This window comes from Roseateles sp. P5_E1 (assembly GCF_054049335.1).
Genome location: NZ_JBFUMN010000005.1, coordinates 130275 through 154017 on the forward strand (window position 1 = coordinate 130275; position 23743 = coordinate 154017).

25 protein-coding genes and 1 pseudogene are annotated in these 23743 nt (G+C 69.1%); 11 read left to right on the forward strand and 15 right to left on the reverse strand.

From position 1 onward, the window contains the following. From ACXJKJ_RS07700 to ACXJKJ_RS07715, 4 genes and pseudogenes are all read left to right on the forward strand, one after another. Complete coding sequence (locus tag ACXJKJ_RS07700; RefSeq protein ID WP_457389687.1) at window positions 1–1911, forward strand: B12-binding domain-containing radical SAM protein; 1911 nt, start codon at window positions 1–3, stop codon at window positions 1909–1911. After that, window positions 1911–2222, forward strand: a pseudogene (locus ACXJKJ_RS07705) (antibiotic biosynthesis monooxygenase family protein); the annotation flags it as partial. The gene ACXJKJ_RS07700 and the pseudogene ACXJKJ_RS07705, both read left to right, overlap by 1 nt. A 66-nt stretch (window positions 2223–2288) precedes the next feature. Beyond that, a complete protein-coding gene (locus tag ACXJKJ_RS07710; protein WP_056191844.1) occupies window positions 2289–3053 on the forward strand; it encodes a ParA family protein in 765 nt (254 codons plus the stop codon). A 53-nt stretch (window positions 3054–3106) separates the two neighbouring features. Continuing rightward, window positions 3107–3697 carry a hypothetical protein gene (locus tag ACXJKJ_RS07715; protein WP_457319922.1) on the forward strand — a complete coding sequence of 197 codons (591 nt, stop codon included), beginning with the start codon at window positions 3107–3109 and terminating at the stop codon, window positions 3695–3697. On the opposite strand, the gene ACXJKJ_RS07720 is transcribed toward ACXJKJ_RS07715, so the two are convergent. The 4 genes from ACXJKJ_RS07720 to ACXJKJ_RS07735 form a co-directional block, all read right to left on the reverse strand. Beyond that, window positions 3654–5048, reverse strand: coding sequence for a sensor histidine kinase (locus ACXJKJ_RS07720; RefSeq protein WP_457389688.1), 1395 nt, complete (start codon window positions 5046–5048; stop codon window positions 3654–3656). The two genes, ACXJKJ_RS07715 and ACXJKJ_RS07720, sit on opposite strands and share 44 nt — an antisense overlap. Before the next feature lie 177 nt (window positions 5049–5225). Continuing rightward, window positions 5226–5894 carry a response regulator gene (locus tag ACXJKJ_RS07725; protein ID WP_056191837.1) on the reverse strand — a complete coding sequence of 223 codons (669 nt, stop codon included), beginning with the start codon at window positions 5892–5894 and terminating at the stop codon, window positions 5226–5228. 96 nt (window positions 5895–5990) lie between these two features. After that, entirely contained in the window at window positions 5991–6920 is a 930-nt protein-coding gene (locus tag ACXJKJ_RS07730; RefSeq protein ID WP_457389689.1) for a hypothetical protein, read from the reverse strand. Continuing rightward, window positions 6904–7128 (reverse strand): DUF1731 domain-containing protein, encoded by a 225-nt coding sequence (locus tag ACXJKJ_RS07735; protein ID WP_457389690.1) that lies wholly within the window; start codon window positions 7126–7128, stop codon window positions 6904–6906. The genes ACXJKJ_RS07730 and ACXJKJ_RS07735 overlap by 17 nt, the downstream gene beginning before the upstream one ends. 123 nt (window positions 7129–7251) lie before the next feature. On the opposite strand from ACXJKJ_RS07735, the gene ACXJKJ_RS07740 reads away from it, so the two are divergent. Both ACXJKJ_RS07740 and ACXJKJ_RS07745 read left to right on the forward strand, forming a co-directional pair. Further along, window positions 7252–8124 (forward strand): c-type heme family protein, encoded by an 873-nt coding sequence (locus ACXJKJ_RS07740; protein ID WP_056191831.1) that lies wholly within the window; start codon window positions 7252–7254, stop codon window positions 8122–8124. 13 nt (window positions 8125–8137) lie between these two features. After that, window positions 8138–9637, forward strand: a complete 1500-nt coding sequence (locus tag ACXJKJ_RS07745; protein WP_457389691.1) for a serine/threonine-protein kinase — start codon at window positions 8138–8140, stop codon at window positions 9635–9637. A 12-nt stretch (window positions 9638–9649) separates the two neighbouring features. On the opposite strand, the gene ACXJKJ_RS07750 is transcribed toward ACXJKJ_RS07745, so the two are convergent. Further along, entirely contained in the window at window positions 9650–10558 is a 909-nt protein-coding gene (locus tag ACXJKJ_RS07750; RefSeq protein WP_457389692.1) for a class I SAM-dependent methyltransferase, read from the reverse strand. A gap of 34 nt (window positions 10559–10592) precedes the next feature. Between ACXJKJ_RS07750 and ACXJKJ_RS07755 the strand changes: the two genes are divergently transcribed. After that, the gene (locus tag ACXJKJ_RS07755) at window positions 10593–11507 is read left to right on the forward strand and encodes a glutaminase (RefSeq protein WP_457389693.1); all 915 of its coding nucleotides are present in this window, start codon (window positions 10593–10595) and stop codon (window positions 11505–11507) included. Window positions 11508–11513: 6 nt separating this feature from the next. Here ACXJKJ_RS07755 and ACXJKJ_RS07760 read toward each other — a convergent pair whose 3' ends face one another. The 5 genes from ACXJKJ_RS07760 to ACXJKJ_RS07780 form a co-directional block, all read right to left on the reverse strand. After that, window positions 11514–12119, reverse strand: coding sequence for a redoxin domain-containing protein (locus ACXJKJ_RS07760; RefSeq protein WP_457389694.1), 606 nt, complete (start codon window positions 12117–12119; stop codon window positions 11514–11516). Then, on the reverse strand, window positions 12116–14221 hold the full coding sequence (locus ACXJKJ_RS07765; protein ID WP_457389695.1) for a protein-disulfide reductase DsbD family protein: 2106 nt from the start codon (window positions 14219–14221) through the stop codon (window positions 12116–12118). The genes ACXJKJ_RS07760 and ACXJKJ_RS07765 overlap by 4 nt, the downstream gene beginning before the upstream one ends. Window positions 14222–14230: 9 nt before the next feature. Next, on the reverse strand, window positions 14231–14785 hold the full coding sequence (locus tag ACXJKJ_RS07770) for a tRNA-uridine aminocarboxypropyltransferase (protein WP_457389696.1): 555 nt from the start codon (window positions 14783–14785) through the stop codon (window positions 14231–14233). Window positions 14786–14795: 10 nt separating this feature from the next. Beyond that, the gene (locus ACXJKJ_RS07775; protein WP_056191818.1) at window positions 14796–15374 is read right to left on the reverse strand and encodes a hypothetical protein; all 579 of its coding nucleotides are present in this window, start codon (window positions 15372–15374) and stop codon (window positions 14796–14798) included. A 118-nt stretch (window positions 15375–15492) separates the two neighbouring features. Continuing rightward, entirely contained in the window at window positions 15493–15669 is a 177-nt protein-coding gene (locus tag ACXJKJ_RS07780; protein WP_457319903.1) for a hypothetical protein, read from the reverse strand. Window positions 15670–15838: 169 nt separating this feature from the next. On the opposite strand from ACXJKJ_RS07780, the gene ACXJKJ_RS07785 reads away from it, so the two are divergent. Further along, window positions 15839–17218 carry a leucyl aminopeptidase family protein gene (locus tag ACXJKJ_RS07785; protein WP_457389697.1) on the forward strand — a complete coding sequence of 460 codons (1380 nt, stop codon included), beginning with the start codon at window positions 15839–15841 and terminating at the stop codon, window positions 17216–17218. Between the two features lie 13 nt (window positions 17219–17231). Here the strand turns inward: ACXJKJ_RS07785 and ACXJKJ_RS07790 are convergent, their stop codons facing one another. Then, window positions 17232–18077 carry a ProQ/FINO family protein gene (locus tag ACXJKJ_RS07790; protein WP_457389698.1) on the reverse strand — a complete coding sequence of 282 codons (846 nt, stop codon included), beginning with the start codon at window positions 18075–18077 and terminating at the stop codon, window positions 17232–17234. Between the two features lie 158 nt (window positions 18078–18235). Here ACXJKJ_RS07790 and ACXJKJ_RS07795 point away from each other — a divergent pair, with 158 nt between their 5' ends. Then, complete coding sequence (locus ACXJKJ_RS07795; RefSeq protein WP_457319897.1) at window positions 18236–18721, forward strand: GFA family protein; 486 nt, start codon at window positions 18236–18238, stop codon at window positions 18719–18721. On the opposite strand, the gene ACXJKJ_RS07800 is transcribed toward ACXJKJ_RS07795, so the two are convergent. The 4 genes from ACXJKJ_RS07800 to ACXJKJ_RS07815 form a co-directional block, all read right to left on the reverse strand. After that, window positions 18718–19395: a DUF4197 domain-containing protein gene (locus ACXJKJ_RS07800; protein WP_056191809.1), complete on the reverse strand. Its 678-nt coding sequence runs from the start codon at window positions 19393–19395 to the stop codon at window positions 18718–18720. The two genes, ACXJKJ_RS07795 and ACXJKJ_RS07800, sit on opposite strands and share 4 nt — an antisense overlap. A gap of 40 nt (window positions 19396–19435) precedes the next feature. Beyond that, entirely contained in the window at window positions 19436–20440 is a 1005-nt protein-coding gene (locus ACXJKJ_RS07805) for a sensor domain-containing diguanylate cyclase (protein WP_056191807.1), read from the reverse strand. Between the two features lie 204 nt (window positions 20441–20644). Next, a complete protein-coding gene (locus ACXJKJ_RS07810) occupies window positions 20645–21583 on the reverse strand; it encodes a nucleoside hydrolase (RefSeq protein ID WP_457389699.1) in 939 nt (312 codons plus the stop codon). Continuing rightward, entirely contained in the window at window positions 21580–22362 is a 783-nt protein-coding gene (locus ACXJKJ_RS07815; RefSeq protein WP_056191804.1) for a hypothetical protein, read from the reverse strand. Before ACXJKJ_RS07815 ends, ACXJKJ_RS07810 begins: the two co-directional genes overlap by 4 nt. A gap of 34 nt (window positions 22363–22396) precedes the next feature. Here ACXJKJ_RS07815 and ACXJKJ_RS07820 point away from each other — a divergent pair, with 34 nt between their 5' ends. After that, entirely contained in the window at window positions 22397–23293 is an 897-nt protein-coding gene (locus ACXJKJ_RS07820; protein ID WP_457389700.1) for a hypothetical protein, read from the forward strand. Window positions 23294–23416: 123 nt separating this feature from the next. Then, complete coding sequence (locus tag ACXJKJ_RS07825; RefSeq protein ID WP_457389701.1) at window positions 23417–23698, forward strand: BTH_I0359 family protein; 282 nt, start codon at window positions 23417–23419, stop codon at window positions 23696–23698. Window positions 23699–23743 lie beyond the last annotated feature (45 nt).

The following is a 23743-nucleotide window of genomic DNA, read 5'->3' on the forward strand; positions in this document are numbered from 1 at the left end:
ATGCCGTCTGATCGTTCCCGCGTCCTCTCCGTCATCCCGCCGATGACGCAGCTGAACACGCCCTACCCGTCCACCGCCTACCTGACGGGCTTCCTGCGCTCACGCGGCATCGATGCGCAGCAGGTGGACCTGGCGCTGGCCCTGGTGCTGGAGCTGTTCACACCCACCGGCCTGGCCCAGCTGCATGAAGCCGTGCTGGCCCTGCCCGAAGGCGAGCGCACGCCGCAGACGGCCTGGTTTGCCGCCGAGTTCCCGGCAATAGCTGCCGCCACGCCGCGCGTCCTCGGCTTCTTGCAGGGCCGCGACCCGACGCTGGCGCATCGCATCAATACCCGCGCCTTCCTGCCCGAAGGCGCACGCTTCGCGTCGCTGGACGCCTATGTCGACGAGGACGGCGGCGACCCGCTCGCCTGGGCGTTTGGCGCCCTCGGCTTGCAGGACCGCGCGCGCCACCTCGCAACCCTCTTCCTGAACGACCTCGCCGACGTACTGCGCGACGCCGTGGATGAACGCTTCGAGTTCGTCCGCTATGCCGAATCCCTGGCCGCGGCCCAAGCGCATTTCGACCCGCTGGCCACCGCCCTGGCCGCTCCGCCCAATCTCGTCGACCGCACGCTGCACACGTTGACGCTGGCCGCGCTGGAACAGCACCAACCCGAGGTCGTGCTGCTGTCCGTGCCTTTCCCTGGTTCGGTCTACGCCGCCCTGCGCATCGCCCAGACGATCAAGGCCGCACGGCCAGAGGTCGTCTGCGTGCTGGGCGGCGGCTATGTGAACACCGAGCTGCGCGAACTGGCCGAGCCGCGCGTCTTCGACTTTGTCGACTATGTGACGCTGGACGCCGGCGAGCGGCCACTGCTGGCGCTGCTGGAGCACGTCGCCGGCAAGCGCTCCAAGACGCGCCTGGTGCGTACCTTCTGGCGCGACGGCACGGAGGTCAGGTACACCAACTTCGTCGAGCCCGACATTCCCTTCGATGACGTCGGCACACCGACCTGGGACGGCCTGCCGCTGGACCGCTATCTGTCGCTGCTGGACATGCTCAACCCGATGAACCGGCTCTGGAGCGACGGCCGCTGGAACAAGCTGACCGTGGCTCATGGCTGCTACTGGAAGAAATGCAGCTTCTGCGACGTCAGCCTGGACTACATCTCGCGCTACGAGGCCGCGTCGGCTTCAGTGCTGGTGGACCGCATCGAGGCCATCGTCAAGGAGACGGGCCAGACGGGCTTCCACTTTGTCGACGAAGCCGCGCCCCCGAAGGCGCTCAAGGCTCTGGCCGAGGAGCTGATCCGTCGCGGCGTGGCCATCAGCTGGTGGGGCAATATCCGCTTCGAGAAAACCTTCACACCCGAGCTCTGCCAGCTGCTGGCCGATAGCGGCTGCATCGCCATCTCGGGCGGGCTGGAGGTGGCGTCGGACCGGCTGCTGAAGCTGATGAAAAAGGGCGTCAGCATCGAGCAGGTGGCGCGCGTGACCAAGGCCTTTGCCGATGCGGGCGTGCTGGTGCACGCCTACCTGATGTACGGCTTCCCCACGCAGACAACGCAGGACACCGTGGACGCGCTGGAGTACGTGCGCCAGCTGTTCGAGAACGGCTGCATCCACAGCGGCTTCTTCCACCGCTTCGCTTGCACGGTGCATTCGCCCGTCGGACTGAACCCGGCGGAATACGGCGTCACGCTGCAGCCCCTGCCCGCCGATGGCCGCTTTGCGAAGAACGACGTCGCCTTCATCGACCCCACGCCCACCGATCACGACGGCCTGGGCCAGGGGCTGAAGAAGGGCCTGTACAACTTCATGCACGGCATTGGCGTGGACAGCGATATCCGCAGCTGGTTCCCGGTGCGCGTGCCCAAGACGATGGTGCCGCGCCGCTTCGTTGAGCGCGCCCTGGCGACAATCGCCTGATGTACACCTCCACCTTCACCTTCGCCAAGGGCGACTACGACGCCGATTTCTTCGCGCTGGACGACCGCATCGCCGCCATCGCCCGCGCCATTCCCGGCTACCTCGGCGAGGAAGCCTGGGAGAACGCAGCGAACGGGCTGATCTCCAACGTCTACTACTGGGACTCGATGGAGGCCCTGCAGCAGCTGATGAGCCACCCCGCGCACCGCGAGGCCAAGCAGGCCCAGGCCAAATGGCTGAGGGGCTACCAGGTGGTCATCGCCGAGGTGGTGCGCACCTATGGCGATGGCGGCATCGCCCATCCGCTCGCCGAAACCACGCCGGCCCACYGACTTTTGTGCAGTGCACAATCGCCGCATCCAGCAACGGAGGCGGCGATGCGGCGTGTGGTGTTCAACCAGAAGGGTGGCGTGGGCAAGTCCACGATCACCAGCAACCTGGCGGCGATTGCCGCGGCAGCGGGCAAGCGGGTGCTGGTCATCGACCTGGACCGCCAGGGCAACACCAGCCGCTACCTGATGGGCGATGCGCTGGATGAAGGCGCCGCGGGCTCGGCTGAGTTCTTCGAGTCGACGCTGAAGTTCAGCGTGCGCGCACCTGGCGCGACCGAGTTCGTCGTCGAGACGCCCTGGGAGAACCTCCACCTGATGCCGGCCAGCGCCGAGCTCGATGAGCTGCACGGCAAGCTGGAGAGCCGCTACAAGATCTACAAGCTGCGCGACGCGCTGCTGCCGCTGGCCGACGACTACGACGAGATCTGGATCGACACGCCGCCGGCGCTGAACTTCTACACGCGCTCGGCGCTGATCGCGTCCCAGGGCTGCCTCATCCCCTTCGACTGCGACGACTTCTCGCGCCGGGCGCTCTACGGCCTGCTGGAAGCCGTTGAAGAGATCCGCGCCGACCACGCACCCGAGCTGTCGGTCGAGGGCATCGTCGTCAACCAGTTCCAGGCCCGCGCCTCGCTGCCGCAGCGCGTCGTGCAGGAGTTGCTGGACGAGGGCCTGCCGGTGCTGCAGCCGTATCTGTCGAGCAGTGTGAAGGTCAAGGAGTCGCACGAGCTGAGCCGGCCCATGATCCATCTCGATGCGCGCCACAAGCTGACGCAGGAGATGCAGGCGCTGTACGAAGCGCTGGGCTGAACCGGGCGTTTTTCCGGCCTTGGCCCGCCAGCGCCGATGGCCAGAATGTCGGCATGAGCACTCCCGAATCCGTACGCATCGTCGGCGCCAGCGTCCAGACCGAACTGCCCGTCATCATTGCCGAGCTGGGCCCGATCGCGGACCGGCTGCAGCTGGCGCGCGAGGCCATCGACGAGCTGCGCATCAGCCACCCGCAGTCGCCCGAGTCCAACGTGAAGTCGGTGTACATGAGCCCGTGGAAAAGCCACATGCTCAATGCCAAGCTGCTGCCGCTGTGCGCCAGCGTCGTCGAGATCGCCAAGGCGGCCGCGCCCAAAGCCTGGTCGGGCGAGCTCGACTCGCTCGGGCTGGACCTGCTCGTCACCCACTGCTGGGGCGCCATCTACGAACAGGCCGACTACACGGCCCCGCACAACCACTGGCCGGCCGACCTGAGCTGCGTTGTCTACCTGGAAGCTGAAGCCGGTTGCGCGCCGCTGGTGTTCTCCAAGACCAGCGCCTACCAGCCGCGGCCCGGCACGTTGATCATGTTCCCGGGCATCACCATGCACGAGGTGCCGGCCACGCCGGGGCGGCGCGTCGTCGTCGCGATGAACCTCTTCAAGCAGCTGGGGCTGGGTCCGGAGGCAGCGGCGGCAGGCTGAGCCGCGCCCGCAGCCCCGGGCCGGCGTGGGCATCCAGCAGCTCCAGCCGGCCGCCGTGCCGGGCCGCGATGTCGGCCGCGATGGCCAGGCCCAGGCCGCTGCCGGTGCCCGTGGCGGCATCACCGCGGCGGAAACGCAGCATGGCGGCCGGGCGGTCGGCTGGCGCAATGCCGGGCCCGTTGTCCTCGACCTCCAGCCACGGTCCGGCCGCATCGCTGCCGCAACGCACCGTGATGCGGGCGCTTGCGCCGGCGTAGCTGACGGCGTTGTGGATGAGGTTCTCGAGCAGCTCGCGCAGCAGGAAGGCATGGCCCAGCGCCGGCGCCTCGGCCAATTCGAAGCCGAGGTCGACACCCGCAGGCAGCGCGCGATGGGCCCAGTCCTGGCCGCTTTCGGTGGCGATGTCGCGCAGGTCGATGCGCTGCCCCACGTCGACGCTGCGGTCCTCCGCGCGGGCCAGCGACAGCAGCTGCTGGGCCAGGCGGGCGCTGCGCACGACACGCTGGCGCAGCCGCTCCAGCAGCGGGTCCACGCGCTGGTCGTGCGGCTCCAGCATGGCCAGCTCGATCTCGGTCTGCAGCGAGGTCAGCGGCGTGCGTAGCTGGTGGGCCGCGTCGGCCAGGAATTCGCGCTGGGCGCCGGCCGCGCGGGCCAGGCGCTCGAACAGGCGGTTGAAGGCGGCCTGCAGTGGCACCAGCTCGCGCGGCAGGCTGGCCGCCAGCGGTGTCAGCCGGTGCAGGTCGCGATGCTCCAGCTCGGCGCTCAGGCCCGTCAGCGGCGCCAGGCCCTGGCGGATGGCCCACCAGCCGGCCAGGGCCAGCAGCAAAGCCAGCGCCACGCCGTTCAACGCGACCGAGCTGCCGATCTCGCTCTGCAGCGCGTCGCGCTTGTGCAGGGTCTCGGCAACGAGGATCTGGCAGACACCGGTGCCGCAGTCATGGCCGAGTTGCACCAGGCGCAGCTCTCGGCCGCGCAGCCTGACGTCGCCGTAGGAGGAGTGGCCCGCCGCCTGCGGGGCCGGGCGGGGCTGCAACTCGGCCAGGCCGGCGTCGCCCTGCAGCACCTCGCCGCGCGGCGCCAACACCAGGTAGAAGACATCGTCCTGGCGGTCGAAGCGCAGGGCGCGGTCCATGGTGGCGCTGACATCGATGCGGGGCTCGCCGCTGCGCACGTCGATCTGGCCCGCCAGCGTCAGCGCGGTGTCCTCCAGGCCCTCGTCGAGCCAGCTCTGCGCGCTGTGCCTGACCTGCTCGTACAGCGCCGTGCCGAGCACGGGCAAGGCCAGCACCAGCGGCAGCATCAGCCAGCCGAACAGCCGCCGCTGCAGGCTGGAGTGCGAACCCTCAGCCACTACTGAAACCCCTCGTCCAAGGAGTACCTTGGCCGGTCCCCCGAGGGGACGGCGATGCTTGCGGCGTTGAGCCACAAGCACATCGCCATCGCGGGCCGGCTAGGGAGCGGCCCGGCGCTCGGCCCGAAAGACGCCAGTTCCATGCGTTGCCGGTATCGCAAAAGCGAAATCGACAACTCAGCCGATTTCTTCAAGGAGGTAGCCGAGGCCGCGCACGGTGCGAAGTTGCACACCACCCGGCTCGATCTTGGCGCGCAGGCGCGACAGGCAGACCTCGATGGCGTTGTCGCTGACGCCCTGGTCCCAGGCATTGCTGGCCAGCGCGATGTGCTCCTTGGGCACGACCTTGCCCGAGCGCGCCATCAGGAAGCCGAGCACGTCCCATTCGCGGGCGGACAGGGCCAGTGGCTCGTCGTCGATGTAGGCGCGGCGGGCTTCCTGGTCGATGCGCAGGCGCGCCAGCTGCAGCTGGTTGCTGGTGCGTGCCTGGCTGCGCCGCACCAGGGCGCGGGCACGGGCGACCAGTTCGGTCAGTGCAAAGGGCTTGACGAGGTAGTCGTCGGCGCCGCCTTCCAGGCCACGCACGCGGTCTTCGACGGCGTCGCGGGCGGTCAGGATCAGCACCGGCACGGCGATGCTCTCGGCGCGCACGCGGCGCAGCGTCTCGAAGCCGTCGATGCCCGCCAGGCCGATGTCCAGGATGAGGAGGTCGTAGGCGTCCTCCTTCAGCGAGCGCGGCACGGGCTCGCCGCGGGCGGTGCAGTCCACGACCCAGCCTTGGGAGCGCAGCGCGCGGGCGGTAGTTTCGACGAGTTGTTCGTCGTCTTCGACGAGCAGGATGCGCATGGTGGCAGCAGTATGGCGCGAGAGCGGCCGATGTGCTGACGCAGGGCTGTCACGCCGGGGCCATTCACATGCCAGCAATGCGCCGCGAAGTGAATGTCAGCGCGGCGCGCCCACCACTGCGCGTGTTGCCGCCTCGAAACATTCGCCGGCGATCTGCCACAGCCGCGCGGCGTCCGCGTAGCGGTCGCTGGGTTCACCGTTGAAACGGTCGCCCGCCAGGTCGACACGCGGCTGGGCGTAGTGCAGCCAGAAGTCGGCGCCCATCTTCTGCGGCAGCAGCTCGGCGTTGAAGCTCAGGTAGTCACCCGGCCCGGCGCCGCGCATAAAGCCCTCGAAGCAGCGCTGCCACATCCAGCGGAAGTGGCTGAGGTAGTCGCCGGGGTCGTCGAGCCCGGTCTGGATGCATCCTGGGTTGCCGACGCGGGCATGCAGGAAGCGCACGCGCTCGAACACCGGCGCGAGCCGCTGCGCGCGGTCGTGAAACTCGCCGCCATAGGTCAGCTCGTGGCCGGTGTACCAGTGCGACAGATCGGCGTTGAAGCGCAGCGCCGGCCAGCGTTCGACGAGATCCAGCGTGCGGCGGAGATCCTGGGTCATCGTGCCGCGGTGGGTCTCGACATAGAGCGGGTGGCCGTGCCGCGCCGAGGCTTCCAGCACGGCCGCGGCAAGGGCATCCATCTCGGCGTCGGTCTCGAAGCTGTTGCCCACGTGCAGCGTCGTGATCTCGCAGCCGAGGTCGCGCTGCTCACGCACGATGGCGTCCACCTCGGTTGGGACCAGTGCGCGGCAGATGCCGGTGACGGCCAGGCCGGCGTCGCGCGCGGCCCGGGCGGCCTCGCGCGTGGGCTGCCAGATCTGCACGGCTTCGTGGCCGTCGGCCTTCAAGAGGGCGAGTTGCTCGGCATGCGTCGCGCGCCAGCCGGTCGAGGCGCGCGGCAGCTCGGCCAGGGTGCCGAGGTTGATGTCGCGGCGCAGCCGCGGCGGGTTCGCACTGCCGTCGTTGCAGCGGTCAATGGGCGAGTTCATGGCCGGCATCATGCCGGGCCGCCAGGTCGGCCAGCGCCGCCTGCAGCGCGGGGAAGCGGAAGCGATAGCCGGCGGCCCGCGCCGCGGCAGGAACGACGTTCTGGCCGTCCAGCAGCAGCGTGGACATCTCGCCAGCCAGCGTGCGCAGCGGCCAGGCGGGCATGCGCAGCCAGGCACCGCGGCCGAAGGACGCGGCCAGGGCCTGCATCGGTAGGCCAAATTTCGATCTGGCGCCCTTTCTTCTGTGGATTTGCACCGGGAACCGCGAGCAAGCACGAAGCCACTCAGCCATATCGGCGCACTACCATTGCCGGCCTCCGGGAAAAACACCATGAAACTGCTCGCCAAATTCAATCTGGTCTATCTGCTCGTGATGAGCCTGGGCATCGCCCTGAGCGGCTACATCGCGCGCAATCTGCTGCAGGACAACGCCAAGCAGGAAACCATCGCCACCGCGCAGATGCTGATGGAGAAGGCGCTGGCCGTGCGCAGCTACACCAACACGAAGATCAAGCCACTGCTGGTCTCGCAGATGACCGACAAGTTCCTGCCGGAGACGGTGCCGAGCTTTTCCGCCACGGAGGTGCTGGGGACGCTGCTGGCCAAGCACCCCGAGTTCGCCTACAAGGAAGCGACGCTGAACCCGACCAACCCGCGCGACCGCGCAACGAGCTGGGAGGTCGACATCGTCGGCCAGTTCCGCTCCTCGGCCGACCTGAAGGAAACCGTCGGCACGCGCGACACGCCCGCCGGCCCCTCGCTGTACATCGCTCGCCCGCTGCGCATCACCGACCCCGCCTGCCTGGCCTGCCACAGCAGCGTGGAGGCCGCGCCGGCCACCATGGTCGCCAAGTACGGCCCCGCCAACGGCTTTGGCTGGAACCTCAACGAAGTCATCGGCGCGCAGGTCGTTTCAGTCCCCCTGGGCGTGCCGCTGCAGCGCGCCGACCAGACCTTCAAGGTCTTCATCACGTCGCTGATCGGCGTCTTCGTCGCCGTCGGCGTCGTGCTGAACCTGATGGTCTGGATGCTGGTCGTGCGCCCCGTCACCCGCCTGTCGGCCCTGGCCGACCGCGTCAGCCAGGGCGATCTGGATGCGCCCGAGTTCCAGGCCAACAGCAAGGACGAGATCGCCACGCTGTCCCATTCCTTCTCTCGCATGCGGGCCAGCGTCGTGCAGGCCATGAAGCTGCTGGACACATGAGTCATTTCAGCGCATGAGCGACAAGAAGCACCCGACACAGCTCGGCAAATACCGCATCACCGAGGTTCTCGGTGAGGGCGCGATGGGTGTCGTCTACAAGGGCTTCGACCCCGACATCCAGCGCACCGTCGCGCTGAAGACCATCCGCACCCAGCTCGACGCCGACGACGACAGCCCCGGTGCGCCGGCCTCGCGTTTCCGCAACGAGGCCCAGGCTGCCGGCCGGCTGCACCATCCGGGCATCGTCGCCGTCTACGACTTCGGCCGCGCCGAGAACGTGGCTTATATCGCGATGGAGTTTGTCGAGGGCCGCTCGCTCGCCAGCTACCTCAGCGCCAAGGTCCGCTTCACCGACACCGACATCCCCGGCATCATGAGCCAGCTGCTCGATGCCCTCGGCCATGCGCACGAGAAGGGCGTCTGGCACCGCGACATCAAACCCGCCAACATCATCATGACGACGGCCGGGGGGCGGCTCAAGGTGGCCGATTTCGGCATCGCCCGCATCGAGAGCACCAACCTCACGCAAACCCACTACATGGTGGGCACCCCCAGCCACATGGCGCCCGAGCAGTTCCTGGGCAAGCCCATGGACCGGCGCGTGGACATCTACGGCGCCGGCGTCGTGCTCTACCAGCTCCTCACCGGCCGCGCGCCCTTCGCCGGCACGACCGAGGCGCTGATGTACAAGGTCGTCAACGACATGCCGCAGCCGCCGTCGACCATCGAGGGTGTCGAGCGCCCGGGCTGGTTCGACGCCATCATTGCCCGCGCGTTGGCCAAGCGCCCCGAAGACCGTTATGCCACCGCCGAGGAATTCAAGCAGGCCATCACCGACGGCATCGGTCAAAGCATCGACGACACCGGCTGGGAAAAGACCGTGATGCTGGCGCCAGCGCGCGCGCGCGCCGCGCAGCCGCTGGCCACGCCCACTGTCGCACCGCCCTCGCTGTCTGGCACTTCCCTGCCCGGCTCCACGGCSGGCACGGCCAGCGCCCCGACGCCATCGCACTGGGACAAGGCCCAGCTCACCCAGGCCGAATTGACGCTGGCCAGGCATGTCGGCCCACTGGCCAGCGTGCTGGTGCGCCGCGCCGCGCGCGAGTGCCAGGACATCAACGAGCTCTACAGCAAGCTGGCCGAGCAGGTCACCGACCCGCGTGCCCGCGACGCCTTCCTCGGCCAGGCCAGCCTCGTCACCGGCGGCCACCACCACCGCACGGCGGGCGGCACGGCCGGTTCGCCGTCGGCCGGTGGCTCCAAGGGCGTCACGGCGGGCTCAGCCGGCTCCGCGGGCAGCGGCACCCTCATCGGCGGGCCGCTGAACGAGGCCGTCATGGACAAGGCTCAGGTTCTGCTGGCGAAACATGTCGGGCCCATCGCCAAGGTGCTGATCAAGCGCGCCGCAGCCGGCACGGACAGCCGGGCGGTGTTCTTCAACCGGCTGGCGGAGTCAGTCAACGATCCGGCAGCGCGGGCGAAGTTGCTGGCGGAGCTGGGGCGACTTTCCTGAGGCGCGGCAGGCTCAGGGCAGTCGATAGGCCAACACCTTGAGTCCTCGATCCGCCGAGACGTCCGCATACACCTCCGGATTCGCCACGCGTTCGACGAATGCCAGCTCCGGTGCGTGCTCGGCCATCACGCCGTGCAGGAAATCCAGGCCCAGCTTGGGCGTGTTCAGGCAAAGCAATGCGTGGCCCCCGGGCGCCAGCAGCGCAGGCAGCCGCTTTGCGAGCCGCGCATAGTCCTTGGTTGCGACGAAGCTGCCCTTCTGGAAACTGGGGGGGTCGCAGATGACGAGGTCATAGGGCCCGCCGCGGGTCAGCTTGCCCCAGGAGTTGAAGATGTCATGGGCCAGGAACCTGGCGCCCGCCTTCACACCGTTGAGTTCATGGTTGGTGCGGCCGATGGCCAGCGCACCCGAGGCCATGTCGACATTGACGACCTCGGCTGCACCGGCCTGCAGCGCGACGACCGAGAAGGCACAGGTGTAGGCGAACAGGTTCAGCACCTTGCCGCCGGGCCGCACTTGCTCGCGCACCCAGCGTCGCCCTTCGGCCATGTCGAGGAAGAGGCCATGGTTCTGGCCGCGCAGCAGGTGCACGAGGTAGCGTGTATCGGGTACTCCAGCCTCGCTGACAACGTGTGGCTCGGGCAGGGTGCCGGCCATCAGGCGCGTCTGAACGCGGCCGCCGTCCTGGCGGCACTGGAAGGCCCAGGGCGCCTCAGGCCAGCGCGCCATGATCGCCGCACCGATGGCAGCCAGCGCCTCGTCGGCCAGCGGCTCAAAGCTGGTCAGCAGCAGCGCAGGCGGGTAGGCGTCCAGCGTCAGGTGCTCGCAGCCGGGATGCAGGCCGCCGCGGCCGTGGAAGAGGCGTTGAGCGCCCTGGGGAAGGGCCGCCGAGGCGGCGATGACGTCGAGCAGAGCTTGCATGGGTGAGGCATTGTCCCGGGCCAGAATGGCCGCCATGGACCTCCAGCTCATCCTCGACGAGATCAACGCCGAACTGCGCCCGCAACTCGCCACGGCCGGCGGCAAGGTTGCCAGCTATATCCCGGCGCTGGCGCGGGTGTCGCCGCTGCAGTTCGGCATCGCGCTGCGCACCTGCGCGGGCGAGACGGCCGCGGCCGGCGACAGCGCCGTGCCCTTCTCCATCCAGAGCATGTCCAAGATGTTCTCGCTGACGCTGGCGATTCGCGCGCTGGGCGAGGCCATGTGGGACCGCATCGGCCGCGAGCCCTCGGGCAGCCCGTTCAATTCGCTGGTGCAGCTGGAGACAGAGCGCGGCATCCCGCGCAACCCTTTCATCAATGCCGGTGCCATCGCAGTGGCGGACCGGCTGGTGTCGCAGGGCGACGCCAAGGCCGAGTTGCTGGCGCTGCTGGGCCGGCTGTGCGGCGAGACCGTCCGCATCGACGCCGAAGTGGCGCGCTCGGAGGCCAACACCGGGTTTCGCAACACCGCGCTGGCCAATTTCATGAAGGCCTTTGGCACGCTGGACAACGACGTCGCCACGGTGCTGGACGTCTACTTCAACCAATGCGCCATCGCGATGAGCTGCGAACAGGTGGCCTGCGCCGCCGGCTATCTGTGCCGCGACGGCCGCCACCCGCTGGCCGGCACGCCCGTGCTCAGTACGGCGCAGACGCGCCGGGTCAATGCGCTGATGCTGACCTGCGGCACCTATGACGCGGCCGGCGAGTTCGCCTTCCGCATCGGCCTGCCCTGCAAGAGCGGCGTCGGGGGCGGCATCGTCGCCGTGGTGCCCGACCAGCTCACGCTGTGCGTCTGGTCGCCAGCGCTGGACGGCACGGGCAACTCCTTGCTGGGCCGCCGGGCGCTGGAGCTGTTCGTGGCGAAGACGGGGCTGTCGGTCTTCTAGGCGAGATCAGCTGGCGTACTTGACGCTGCAGCCATAGGGTCGCGTCGACGCCTTCTCGACCTTGCGGCCCGCAGCCACCGCGGCCAGGGCCTCGGTGACGTAGGGCTYGGCCTTGGGGATGTCGGCCTTGTCGGGTGTGGCGAGGCTGTCGATGCCGCCCTTGTAGGCCAGCGTGCCGTCGGCCTTGATGACGTACATGTGTGGTGTCGTCTGCGCGCCGTAGAGCTTGCCGAGCTCGCCCTTGGGGTCGAGCAGGGTCGCAGTGGGCACTGCGCCGCGATCGGCGTTGAGCTTTTGAGCGGTAGCACCGTCCACGAAGCCCTGTTGGCCGGGCGCGGAGGAGATCACCTGCAGCCAGACGACGCCCTGGGCCGCGGCGGCTTTCTGCTGGGTCTGCATATTGCCGGCGCCATAGTGCTTCCTGACATACGGGCAGTCGTGGTTGGTCCACTCCAGCACGACGGTCTTGCCTTTGTAGTCGGCCAGATTGACGGTCTTGCCGTCGGCCGTCGTGGCGGAGAAGGTCGGCGCGGGCGCGTCGACATTGGCCGTGGCATGGGCCAGTGCAGGAAGGATCAGGGCGGCGAGCAGGCTGCGGCGAAGCAAGGTCATGTCGAACTCCTGGAAGAGGCGGGGGGCACAGAGATGGCCTCGACGATGAGACCGGGGGTAAGGATTTGCGGCAGCACCTGCGCCTCGGCGGCGCCCGGTGCGTAGTAGAGGTAGAGGGGCACGCCGGAGCGGCCATGGGCTTTCAACACGGCGGTGATGTTCGGGTCCTCACGCGTCCAGTCACCCTTCAGATAGGCCACGCCGGCCTTGGCGAAGGCGTCCTTGACCTCGGGGCGCGACAGCGCGACGCGTTCGTTGACGAGGCAGGAGATGCACCAGGCCGCCGTCATGTTGACGAAGACCGGCTTGTTTTGAGCGCGCAGTTCGGCCAGGCGCTCGGCGCTGTAGACCTCGATGGCAGATCCCGGTGCGGCAGCATGAGCGTCGGCGGGTACGGGCCTGATCCAGTGAATGACGCTGAGCGCGAGCACGAAGCTGGCCACCATCGCCACGCCGCTGACGACGCCCTTGCCGGCGCGGTGCAGCCACAGCGCGAAGGCGATCAGCACCAGGCCGCCCAGCGCCATCGCGACGCCGTCCGGGCCGGCCTGCTGGGCCAGCACCCACAGCAGCCAGACGACGGCCGCATACATCGGGAAGGCGAGGAACTGCTTGAACTTGTCCATCCACGCGCCGGGCCGCGGCAACCAGCGCTGCGCCGCGGGCCAGAAGGCCAGCAGCAGGAAGGGCAGCGCCAGGCCCAGGCCCAGTGCAAGGAAGACAGCCAGCAGCACCGCCGCCGGCTGGGACAACGCAAAGGCCAGGGCCGCGCCCATGAAGGGCGCCGTGCAGGGCGTGGCGACGACGGCCGCCAGCACACCGGTGAAGAAGCTGCCCGCCAGGCCCTGGCGCGCGGCCAGGTTGGAGCCCACACCGGTGAAGCTGCCGCCGAATTCGAAGAAGCCCGACAGGTTCAATCCGACCAGGAAGAGCAGATAGCTGACGATGAGCACGAACACCGGTGAATGGAACTGGAAGCCCCAGCCCACCTGCTGGCCGCCGGCGCGCAGCGCAATCAACACCGCGGCCAGCGCCGCGAAGCTGACGAGCACACCGGCTGTGTAGGCCAGTCCCTCGGCTTTGTGGTTGCCCTCGCGCACCAGGGCCAGGGCCTTGATCGACAGCACCGGGAAGACGCAGGGCATCAGGTTCAGGATCAGGCCGCCAACCAGGGCCAAGGCCAGGGCAGGCAGCAGGCCGAGGTCGCTTTCTGGCGCGGGGGCGGGCGTGGCGGTTTCGGCCGTCGGGGCGTTGAGATCGGCCGGGCCGGGTCCCTTGCCGGCGCCTTCGGGCATGGGCACGGAGACGGTCCAGGCCTGCTCGCCGGCCGCAGTCGTCAGCACGATGACACCGGACAACGGCTTGCCGGCGGGCAAGGGCTCGTCACCGGCAGGGACGTCCAGCACCCAGCCGGCACCCTCGGTTCGGAACACCTGGGGGGCGCTGTGGGCGACAGCGCCCCAGGTGTCGGCAAAGAAATAGGCCTTGGTGATGGGCGGATTCAGGCCAGCCGCCGGGCCGCTGAGGCGCACACCTTGCGGCGCGGGCTTGAGCTGCACGGCGAACGATGCGGGTTTGGGAATGGCGCCACGCCATTCCTCGATCTGGGCCGCATCGGCGCCTGCCTTGGCTGTGGCCGCCACCGGCAAGTCCAGGCCCAGGCTGACCTGCTCGGGAATGCAGACATCCTTGCAGACCAGCCACTTCACCTCGGCTGCCGGCTTGAAGCGGCTGCCGGGCTTGGCGTCGGCCGGCACCGTCAAGTCGACGAGCAGGGCCGCGCGGCCTTCGTAGCCGTAGTTGACGATGGGGCCGATGGCCTGGATGGCCGGCGTGGGCCACTGGATGGGCCCCGCCTGGGCGCCACTCCAGGCGATCGTCGTCGCCTGGCCGGAGTCGCCCGGGTTGAGCCAGTAGGTGTGCCAGTGCGACTTGATGTTCTGCTCGAGCGCCACCGTGAAGCGCTGGCCCGGCGCCACTGCGGCCTGGCTGGAGACGAGGCGGGCCTGCACATGCTCCGTGGACGCTTCGGGCGGTGCGGCAAAGGCCAGCAGCGGGGCGGCCAGCAGAGCCGGAAGGAGGGGGCGCAGGAACGAGAACATCCCGAAATCCTAGGCCATCCCGCTTTCACCCTGCCGTGACAGGCCTGCCTGAACAAATGCATCGAACGCGGCCCACAGCGGTGCGAAGCGTTCCGGCCCGCCTTCCAACAGGGCCAAGGCATGCAAACCGGCTTCCAGTGTTGACAGCTGGCCAGGGCGGTGAGCTCGGCGTATCGCATAGCGGCCGGGCTGCTCGGGCAAGCTCAGCCGCGGCAGCGCGGCCAGCCAGGGGTTGACTGCCAGCAGGCGGCGACTCTGGCGCCAATTGCCGTCCAGCAGGACGAGGCGATCGACGTCGGTCAGCGTGCCCGGCTCGCCCTCGCCCGGGTAGAGCAGCGCCGTGCCGGGGCGGGCCAGTGCGGGGTCGAAAGCCTCGCCGCGCAGCAGGCACGCGGCTGGGCTCAGGCCGAGCGTCAGAAAGGCGGCGGTGTTCTTGGCATGGCCGGCCTCGGCCGGGTGCTGGAGGATGAGCAGTTCGGTGCGCACGGCCAGCGGCGCCGGCAGCGTGGCGCACAGGCAGGTGCAGGCCGGGCGCTCGCAGCGCGGGCAGACCGCGCGGGGCATGCGCCTCGGCTCAGTTCACCGGTGGCGACACGGAGTGCGGCGCGATGGTCGACACCGTGCTGTCGGCGCCGGCATCAGCGGCCGACTCCTCCTCGCCGTGGTGGCGGCGCGAGCGCGTGGTGGGCAAGCCGACCTGGCGCCTCTTGGCCAGCCGGCCGGCCAGCCAGACGCCGCCAACGACGCCGAAGATGTTGAAGGCACCGAACAGCGGCGCCGCACTGGACGACAGCAGCATGCTCTGCAGGGGCGCCGAGTAGGCGCGCGGTTTCAGCGCGAAGCTGAAGGCGCCGAAGATCAACCAGCCCGCCCAGGCCACGCCGACGCCGGACATCATCCACGCGACATAGGGGCGGTGCCGGCGGCGCTGCGGCCGCAGCGTCAGATAGCCCCAGATCAGCGCGGCAATGAAGAGCAGCAGCGCAATGGCGACGGCCTCGCCGAGCATGACCTGCAGGCTGTTGCGGCCACCCAGCTGGGCATAGACCTGGCGCGGCAGGCCGGTGCTGGCGTACTTCATGGCGGCGCCCGCGCCGAAGCAGTACAGCAGGAGGCCGGAAAAGAAGGCGATGGAGCGGCGGGCGGCTTTCATGGGGGCGCATTCTCGGCGCTGTCACGCCAGCAAATCCGGGAGGATTTCCCGTTCAGCCCAAAACAAAGCCCGCCGTCCGGTGTCGGACGGCGGGCTGCAAAGAGGAGAGTTGCCGATTTCAGCGCTTGCGGTCCAGGCGCATGGCGCGGGCGAGGCCGCGGCGTTCGCCGCTGTAGAAACCGGTGTCGAAGGCCTCGTGCTTGCGGCCCTTTTCGACGGATTCCTCGGCGCTCCAGGCCACCTCGGAGAGGGGCAGGCGGCGCGGCGGGTGTTCAGTGCGGGGCTGGATCTTCATCATGGCTGTCTGGCCTTTGGAGGGCCGTCTCACGCCGAGTGGGGCGCGATTGGGAGGCACAACGCGGGCTGGTTGGGGGTGGTTGACAGGCCAAACACACTTCTTTGCACTTGTGGCCTGCGGTCACCGGCTATGCAGACAATGCCGCTTTTGAATCCAGGACTCCGCGATGACCGTCCAGCTGAAAAAGACCCTCCCGGCCAAGGCCACTCCCATCACCGTCGTGGACCGCGCGGCCTTCCAGGCCCTGGCCCCCGGCCTGCCACCGGCCACCCGCGCCTGGTTGGCGACCGTCGGCTTTGTGGGTGCGCCGGATAGCCACGCCCTGATTCCCGGCCCCAATGGCCGCCTGGCCCAGGTCTTTGCCGGCGTGGCCCACAGCGCTCACCCCTTTTCGCTGAGCCATCTGCCGCTGACCCTGCCGGAAGGTGTCTACAAGCTGGATGACGCCGGCCTGGCCCTGCTGCCGGAGGGCGCGGCCATGTCCTGGGAGCTGGGCGGCTACCGCTTCGACCTCTACAAGCCGGCCAAGCGCGCGCCGGCCACATTGGTGCTGAAGGGCGGCGCCGACGCCGAACGCGGCCTGGCGCTGGCCGCGGCGATTTCGGCCACGCGCGATCTCGTCAACACGCCGGCCGAGCACATGGGCCCGGCCGAGCTGGCCGCCGCCGCCAAGGCCCTGGCCAAGCAATACGACGCGACCTATGCAGAAACCGTCGGCGACGCCCTGCTGAAGAAGAACTTCCCCAGCATTCACGCCGTCGGCCGCGCGAGCACGCGCTCACCTCGCCTGATCGAGCTGAACTGGGGCAATCCCAAGCACCCCAAGCTGGCCCTGGTGGGCAAGGGCGTCTGCTTCGACACCGGCGGCCTGAACATCAAGCCCGGCGAAGGCATGCGCCAGATGAAGAAGGACATGGGCGGCGCGGCCAACGCGCTGGGTCTGGCCACCCTCATCATGGCCTTGAAGCTGCCGGTGCGGCTGCAGCTGCTGATCCCGGCGGTCGAGAACTCGATCTCGGGCAACGCCTACCGGCCCGGCGACGTCATCAAGACGCGCAAGGGCCTGCACATCGAGATCGGCAACACCGACGCCGAGGGCCGCGTCATCCTGTGCGACGCGCTGGCCTATGCCGCCGAAGGCAAGCCCGACCTCGTCATCGACCTGGCGACGCTGACGGGTGCCGCGCGCGTGGCCCTGGGCGCCCAGCTGCCGGCGCTGTTTGCCAAGCACATGGACACGGCCCGCGACCTCGTTGACCTGGGCCTGAAGCTGGACGACCCGCTCTGGCATATGCCGCTGTGGGCACCGTATCACGCTGGCATCGAGAGCACGATCGGCGACATCGTCAATACCGGCAAGAGCGCTCTGGCCGGCGCCATCAACGCGGCGCTATTCCTGGAAGACTTCCTGCCGCCTCAGCAAGACTGGCTGCACGTCGACCTGTTCGCCTGGAACGACGCGCCTCGCGCCGGCCGGCCAGTGGGCGGCGAGGCGCAGACGATCCGCACCTTGCTCGCCTACCTGGAGCAACGCTACTCGGCCTGATGACGCGGCCCGATTACTCGGGCGCCTGATCCTTGGTCGGCTCAGCTTCCTGGGCCGGCTGCGCCTTTGCTACCTGGGGCTTGGCCGCCTGATCGCGGCGCGGCTGATCGGGCTTCCTGCCCTGCCCCTGGCGCTGCGGCGGCCGGCCACCTTCGCGGCGACCTTCTGAGCGCCCCTCGGGGCGACCGCCACCACCGGGGCGTCGGTCATCGCGGCGCGGCGGGGGCCCATCGCGGCGCACCTCCCGCGGCGGGGCAGGCGGCGCCTCGGCGCGCTCCTTGCGAGCGATCTCCAGCAGGCCCGGCAGCTCCTCAGCCACCACGCCCTTGAGCACGCAGAAGTTGGCCTCGGTCAGCGTCGTGCGCTCGAAGTCCCACAGCAGCTGGGCTCGGTTGCGGCGCTGCTGCGCCTCGAGCTGGTGGCGCTCCTGCTCCACCTGCTCGCGCTCCTGCTTCAGGCCGCGGCGGCGAGTCAGCTCTTCCTTGGCGGCGTTCAGATGCTCTTCCGTGATCTCACCGGCGGGGTTGCCGTCGAGGTCGAAGCGGCTCTTGGCCTGGGTCAGCGCGATCAGATAACCGGTGCTGCCGGTGTGGCGGCGCAGGAAGGCGCTGAGCTGAGCCTTGCTGAACTTGCCCGGTGCGCGCTCCTGGATGTCGGCCTGCACGCGCAGCTTGACGGGCTTGGGCTTGCCGGTGAACAGGGCCGGGAACAGGGCCTTGAGCTCGGCAGTGGCATCTACCGCCGGCGCAGCGGGCGAGCCAGCAGCAGCCGGTGCGGCGTCGGCGGAAACCTCGGTCGCGCTCTCGATCTGGGGCGCAGCCTCGGGTGCGGCCGCCGGTGTGGCCTCAGGCGCAGGCACGGGTGCGGGCACAGCGGCTGCCGGTTCTTCGGACGGGGTGACGGGATCAGGAAGATCGGAATTCATCGCAAAGCCGTCGAAGCGGCAGCAAACAGGCAAGGGCCGGGATTGTCGGCCATCATGGGCTCCTGCACGCCATCCCATAGAAAGGCCAGCAAATGCACCTCGAAGGCTCATGCCATTGCGGCAGCGTGAAGTTCTCGGTCGAGGCCGACTCGCCCGTCCCTTTCATGCGCTGCTACTGCTCCATCTGCCGCAAGACGGCCGGCGCCGGCGGCTATGCGATCAACCTCGGCGCTCAGACGCACACGATGAAGGTCAAGGGCAAGCGGCATCTGCGCATCTACCGCGCCAAGCTGCCGAACAAGGAAAGCAAGGGCCGGCACAAGAGCAGCGGGCGGCGCTACTTCTGCATGAAGTGCGGCAGCGCGCTGTGGCTCTGGGACCCGACCTGGCCGGAGCTTGTGCACCCGCATGCCAGCGCCATCGACACGCCGTTGCCGACGCCACCCGAGCACGTGCATTGCATGGTGGGTTCCAAGGCGGATTGGGTCGAGGTGGAGGGCTCGCCGCGGGACCCACGCTTTGACGAGTACCCCGACATGTCACTGGCCGAGTGGCACAAGGCGCACTACAGGCCCTAGCCCAGCCCGCCGAAAACCTTTTTGAGGATGGCGCTGCCCGTACCAACCGGGTCCTGCCGGATCTTCTTCTCCTCCTCGCCAATGATGCGGTAGAGACCGTCCAGCGCCCTGGCCGTCACGTACTGCTGGATGTTGGCCTCGTCGCCCTTGACGAGGCCGAAGCCGCCGGCCTTCCTGGCGACGGCGTTGTACTTGTCGGCGAGAGACACCTTCTCGGTCGCCTTGGTCACGATGGGTAGGAACTGCTGGCCCAGCGGCTCGCGCGTCTTCACGGCGAAGAACTGCGTCACCGAGTCGTCACCACCCCTGAGGATCTTCAGCCCGTCCTCGACGCTCATGTCCTTCACCGCCTTGACGAGCAGCGGCTTGGCCGCCGGCACGGCGGCTTCGGCGGCGCGGTTCATCGCTGTGACGAGCTCGTCGAGCTTCCTGCCTTGCCCGGTGGCCTTCAGCAGCTTGGCGGCGTCCCTCAGATAACCCGGCAGCTCGATCTTGACGAGCGGGTTGCCGAGAAAGCCGTCGGGACGCCCCAGCAGCGACACCGCCGAATTGGCGCCGCGCTCCAGGGCCGCGCGGATGCCGGCGTTGGCATCACCCTCGCTGAGGTTCAGCGCCCAGGCCGGGCGCAGCAGGAACAGCGCGGGGGCACTGGCGATGACGAGGCGGCGTTGCATGGCGGGCTCCGGTGAGACGGAGCGCCATCTTGCCACCGGCTCAGGCGTGGGCGTGCTGCAGGCCGCGCTTGTGGCGGTACATGCGCTGGTCGGCCAGCTCGATGAGCCGGCCGAGATCCATCCCATCCTCGGGGAAGCAGGCCGTGCCCATGCTGGCACCGACCTGCAGCAGCCGACCTTCGAACTCGAAGCCGCCGTCGAGATGCGCCGCCAGCCGCTGCATCGTCGCCTCCAGGCCGCCGTCGGCCGCCAGCGGCCGCAGCAGCACGCCGAACTCGTCACCCCCAAGCCGCGCCGCCATGTCGGACTGGCGCAGGCCGCCAACCAGGCGGCGCGCGAACTCCAACAGCGCCGCGTCGCCGGCACGGTGACCGAAGCCGTCGTTGATCCGCTTGAGGCCGTTCATGTCCAGCATCATGACGGCCAGCGGCTGGCCGTCCCGCATGGCCTGGGCCAGCGAGGCATGCAGGCGATCCAGGAAGAGGGAGCGGTTGGGCAGGTCCGTCAGCCCGTCATGCGTCGCCTTGTGGAAGAGTTCGGCGGGCGCATAGCGGGTGGCGAAATACATGGCCGCGGCGACGAGCTGGGACACCAGCCCCAGCAGGGACAGATGCCGGTCAGCGAAATGACCCTCGCGTTTGGACATGGCCTTCAGCACGCCCACCGTCACGCCGTGATGACGCAGCGGCACGACGACCATGGCACGCAGGCCCAGGCGCTCGCAGGCGGCGCGGTCGCAGCGCGGATCGAGCAGTGCGTCGTCGCAGCGCAGCGCCCGCCCCTGGGCGACGCACAGGCCCGACAGGCTGTGACTGCGTTTGAGCCGCAGGCCCAGGCTGCCCTCCGCCATGCCGGCTGCCGCGCGGTAGACCATCTCGTCGCCCTCGGCCATCTCCAGGGCAGCGCCGTCCGCATCCACCAGGCTCAGGGTGCGTTTGACGACGCGGTCCAGCAGGCGCCCCAGGTCCAAGTCCAGGTCCAGCCCCAGTCCGGCCACCTCGGTCTGCAATGCGATGACCTCCAGCAGCTTGTCTCTGGTCGGCATCGATGTCTCCTCGACGCGCCGTCGCGCGACGATGCGCCTCTTCCACCCCCGGGCGCTGCGGTGTCCCCCCTCGAGCGGCCAGTGTCTCACCGGATATAAATGATGTCGACACCCGTTTGAACATCATCTATGCGTCAAGCGCGTACTAATGGAGTTCTGGATCTTGCCCTGCCAGACCATCCCGGCTTTCGCTCAATGACGCACTCACTGCAGAGCCGACAGCCTCTCGGTCAGCAGCGCGAAGAAGCCGTCGGCATCGACATGGCGCAGCACCTGGGCGTTGGCAGGCAGGCCGGTGACGGCCCACCAGTCGATGACCGTCATGCCGCGCGTCAGCTCGCTCCGGGTCTCGACGCGCACATTGCAGTCCCGGCCGGTGAACAGCTCAGGCGCCAGCAGCCAGGCGATGACACAGGGGTCGTGCAGCGGGCCGCCGTCCTGGCCATATTTCTCCTCGTCAAAGCGCTCGAAGAATTCCATCCAGGCGGCCACCACGCCGCCAACGCGGTTGCCCAAGGCGCGGATGGCCTCGATGCGGGCCGCCGTCGTCAGCGCCTCGTGGGTGACGTCCAGCGGCGCCATCGTGATGGGCACGCCACTCGTGAACACCTCATGGGCCGCCTGCGGATCGACATAGATGTTGAACTCGGCGGCCGGCGTGACGTTGCCGCCCTCGAAAAAGCCGCCGCCCATCAGCACGATGCGGCGGATGCGCGCCGCGATGTCGGGCGCCTGGCGCAGGGCCAGGGCGATATTCGTCAGCGGCCCCAGCGGGCACAGCGTCACGGTGCCGGCCTCGCGCTCGCGCAGGGTCTGGATGATGAAGTCGACCGCATGGCGCGGGTCCAGGGCCAGCGTCGGCTCGGGCAGCTCGACGCCGTTCAGGCCGGTGTCGCCATGCACATGCTCGGCGGTGACCAGGGGCACGTCCAGCGGCCTGTCGGCACCGGCGCAGATGGGCACGTCGCGCCGGCCGGCCAATTCCAAGACCTTGCGGGCGTTCAGTGTCGTCAGCGCCAGCGGCACATTGCCGGCTACCGTGGTCACGCCGAGCAGTTCCAGCTCCGGGCTGGCAGCGGCCAGCAGCAGGGCGATGGCGTCGTCCTGGCCCGGGTCGGTGTCAATGATGATGGCTTGGCTCATACGGATGCGGGTGGCGGTGCGAGATCGATGTCGATGGCGCCGAACAGGCTGTGCTGGCCGTCGGCGGACTTGAGGTCCAGGCGCAGACTGTCACCGGGCGCGAGCGGCAGCTCCAGCGCGCCCAGGGCCGAGCCGGCCAACTGCCCGGCGCGCAGCGCCCGCAAGCGGGCCAGACGCGCCAGTGCGTCACCGGGCAGGGCAGCCACGTCGCGCGGATCGAGCTTGGCGCCGTTGTGCAGGGCCACCAGGCGGGCCTGCAGACGGCCGGCGCCCCAGGCCTCGCCCAACTCATCAGGCGTGACGGCCAACGGCGCGCAGTGGGTGGCGATCAATTCGCCGTCCAGGCGCCAGTCCACGGCAAAAGTCAGCAGACGCATGGCATCAAGTGCCGAGGCGGCATCACTCGCTGCCGCCAGGTCGCCCGTGATGACGGCAAGGGCCGGCTCGCAGGCCGCCGGCGCCCTCAAAGGCTGATGCGCGCCATGGAACTGACCAGCTTCGCGGCGCACGCCGCCTTCGGCGTCGGCAACGGCCCAGCCATAAGCGCGTGGCAGAGGCGCGACACATTTCTCGGGCTCGAAAGCGAAGGCGTGGCGCAGCTTGCCGTGGTTCAGCTGCACGGCCAGGTCTTCGAGCTGCGGCGACAGGAAGCCCCAGTCATCGAGGACCTGCTGCAAGCGCGTGGCGATGCCGGTGGCGTAATGCGCCTGGGTCTGGTCGCGCGACACGACGACGAGGTGGCCGTCGCGCGAGCCGTCGGCGTAGCTGGCGAGTTTCATGAGCGGGAGTTCAGGGTGATGGCAGCATTGTGCGATGCGCGCCGCCCTGCCCTTCCCCCGCGCCGCCACGGTTGCACTGGCGGCCAGCCTGCTCGCCCACGCGCTGCTGCTGGGCGGTGAGCGGGTGCGCGACGACAGCGCCGCTCGGCCGGCGCGGGCCGTCAGCATCGCGTTGTTGCAGCCGCCGACGCTGCCCATGGCCCTGCCCGAGCCCACCCCATCCACCCGGCCCTTGCCTCAGGCCCGCTCGCCCCGCGCCAGCGCCAGGCCACCGATGCCCGCCGTTGAAGCCCCCATCGCCGCCCCCGAGGCCCCGCCGCTGCGCCTGGCCGGCCCAGCCGCCTGGCACTACCGCCTTCGCCAAAGCGGCCAGGACGGCGAGGCGCTGTTGGACTGGCGCCCCGAAGCCGATGGCCGCTACAGCCTGCGCCTGACCCGCCGCATCGGCGAGCGCGCGCTGCCGGCCCTGGAAAGCCTGGGCCATACCGGCAGTGCGGGCCTGGCCCCCGAACGCTTCGCGCTGCAGCGCGGCGGTCAGGACCGCCAGGCCATCAACTTCGATGCCGAAGGGCGGCGTGTCAGCTTCTCGGCCAACCCGGCCCAGCTCGAACTGCCAGAGGGCGCGCAGGACCGCCTGTCCTGGTGGCTGCAACTCGCCGCCTTGGTGCAGGCCGCCCCGACACCGGGTGGGCGCTGGCGTGTCTGGGTGGCCGGATTGCGCGGCGAACTGCGCGAATGGAGCTTCGAGACCGTGGATGCGACGCCTGAAGACGCCGGCAGCCTGCATCTGCGACGCCTGCCGCTGGGTGAGCGAGACCCTGGCGTGGAGCTGTGGTTGGACCCCAACCGCGGCTACTGGCCGGTCCGCCTGCGCCAGGGCGACCCCGAAACGCGCGGTTTCGAGATCCGTCTGTCCGACGTGAACTCCTGACGCTTCCTACACGTTGCTGGGTCATGGGATGACCCGAACAGCGGGGCGTTCTGCCAGTATCTGAACCAAGCGGGGCTTGAAACACCGGGCCCCACCCGCAGTTGAAGCCCTGAGGAGAACTCCATGCACATGCTTTACAACTCCGACAGCTTCATCGTCGTCCAGTTCGACGTGCCGCACACCGAGCTTCAGGCGGTGGAGTCGGGCCCCCAGCTGAACCGAGGCGGTTTTGAGATCGTCGACAAGTTCGCCCGCAAGGAAATCTTCATCGAAGGCGCCCTGGCCGAATCCTTCCAGCAAGGCGTTCAGGCCCTCATCGACGACGGCGAGCCTTCCGAGGACGAACTGGACGCCTTCATCGAGCGCTATGCCGTGATGGGCCAGCAACCGGTCGTGATGCACTGAACGTTTAGGGGGCCGATCTGACGTTGCTCTGCCGCCAAGCCTGAT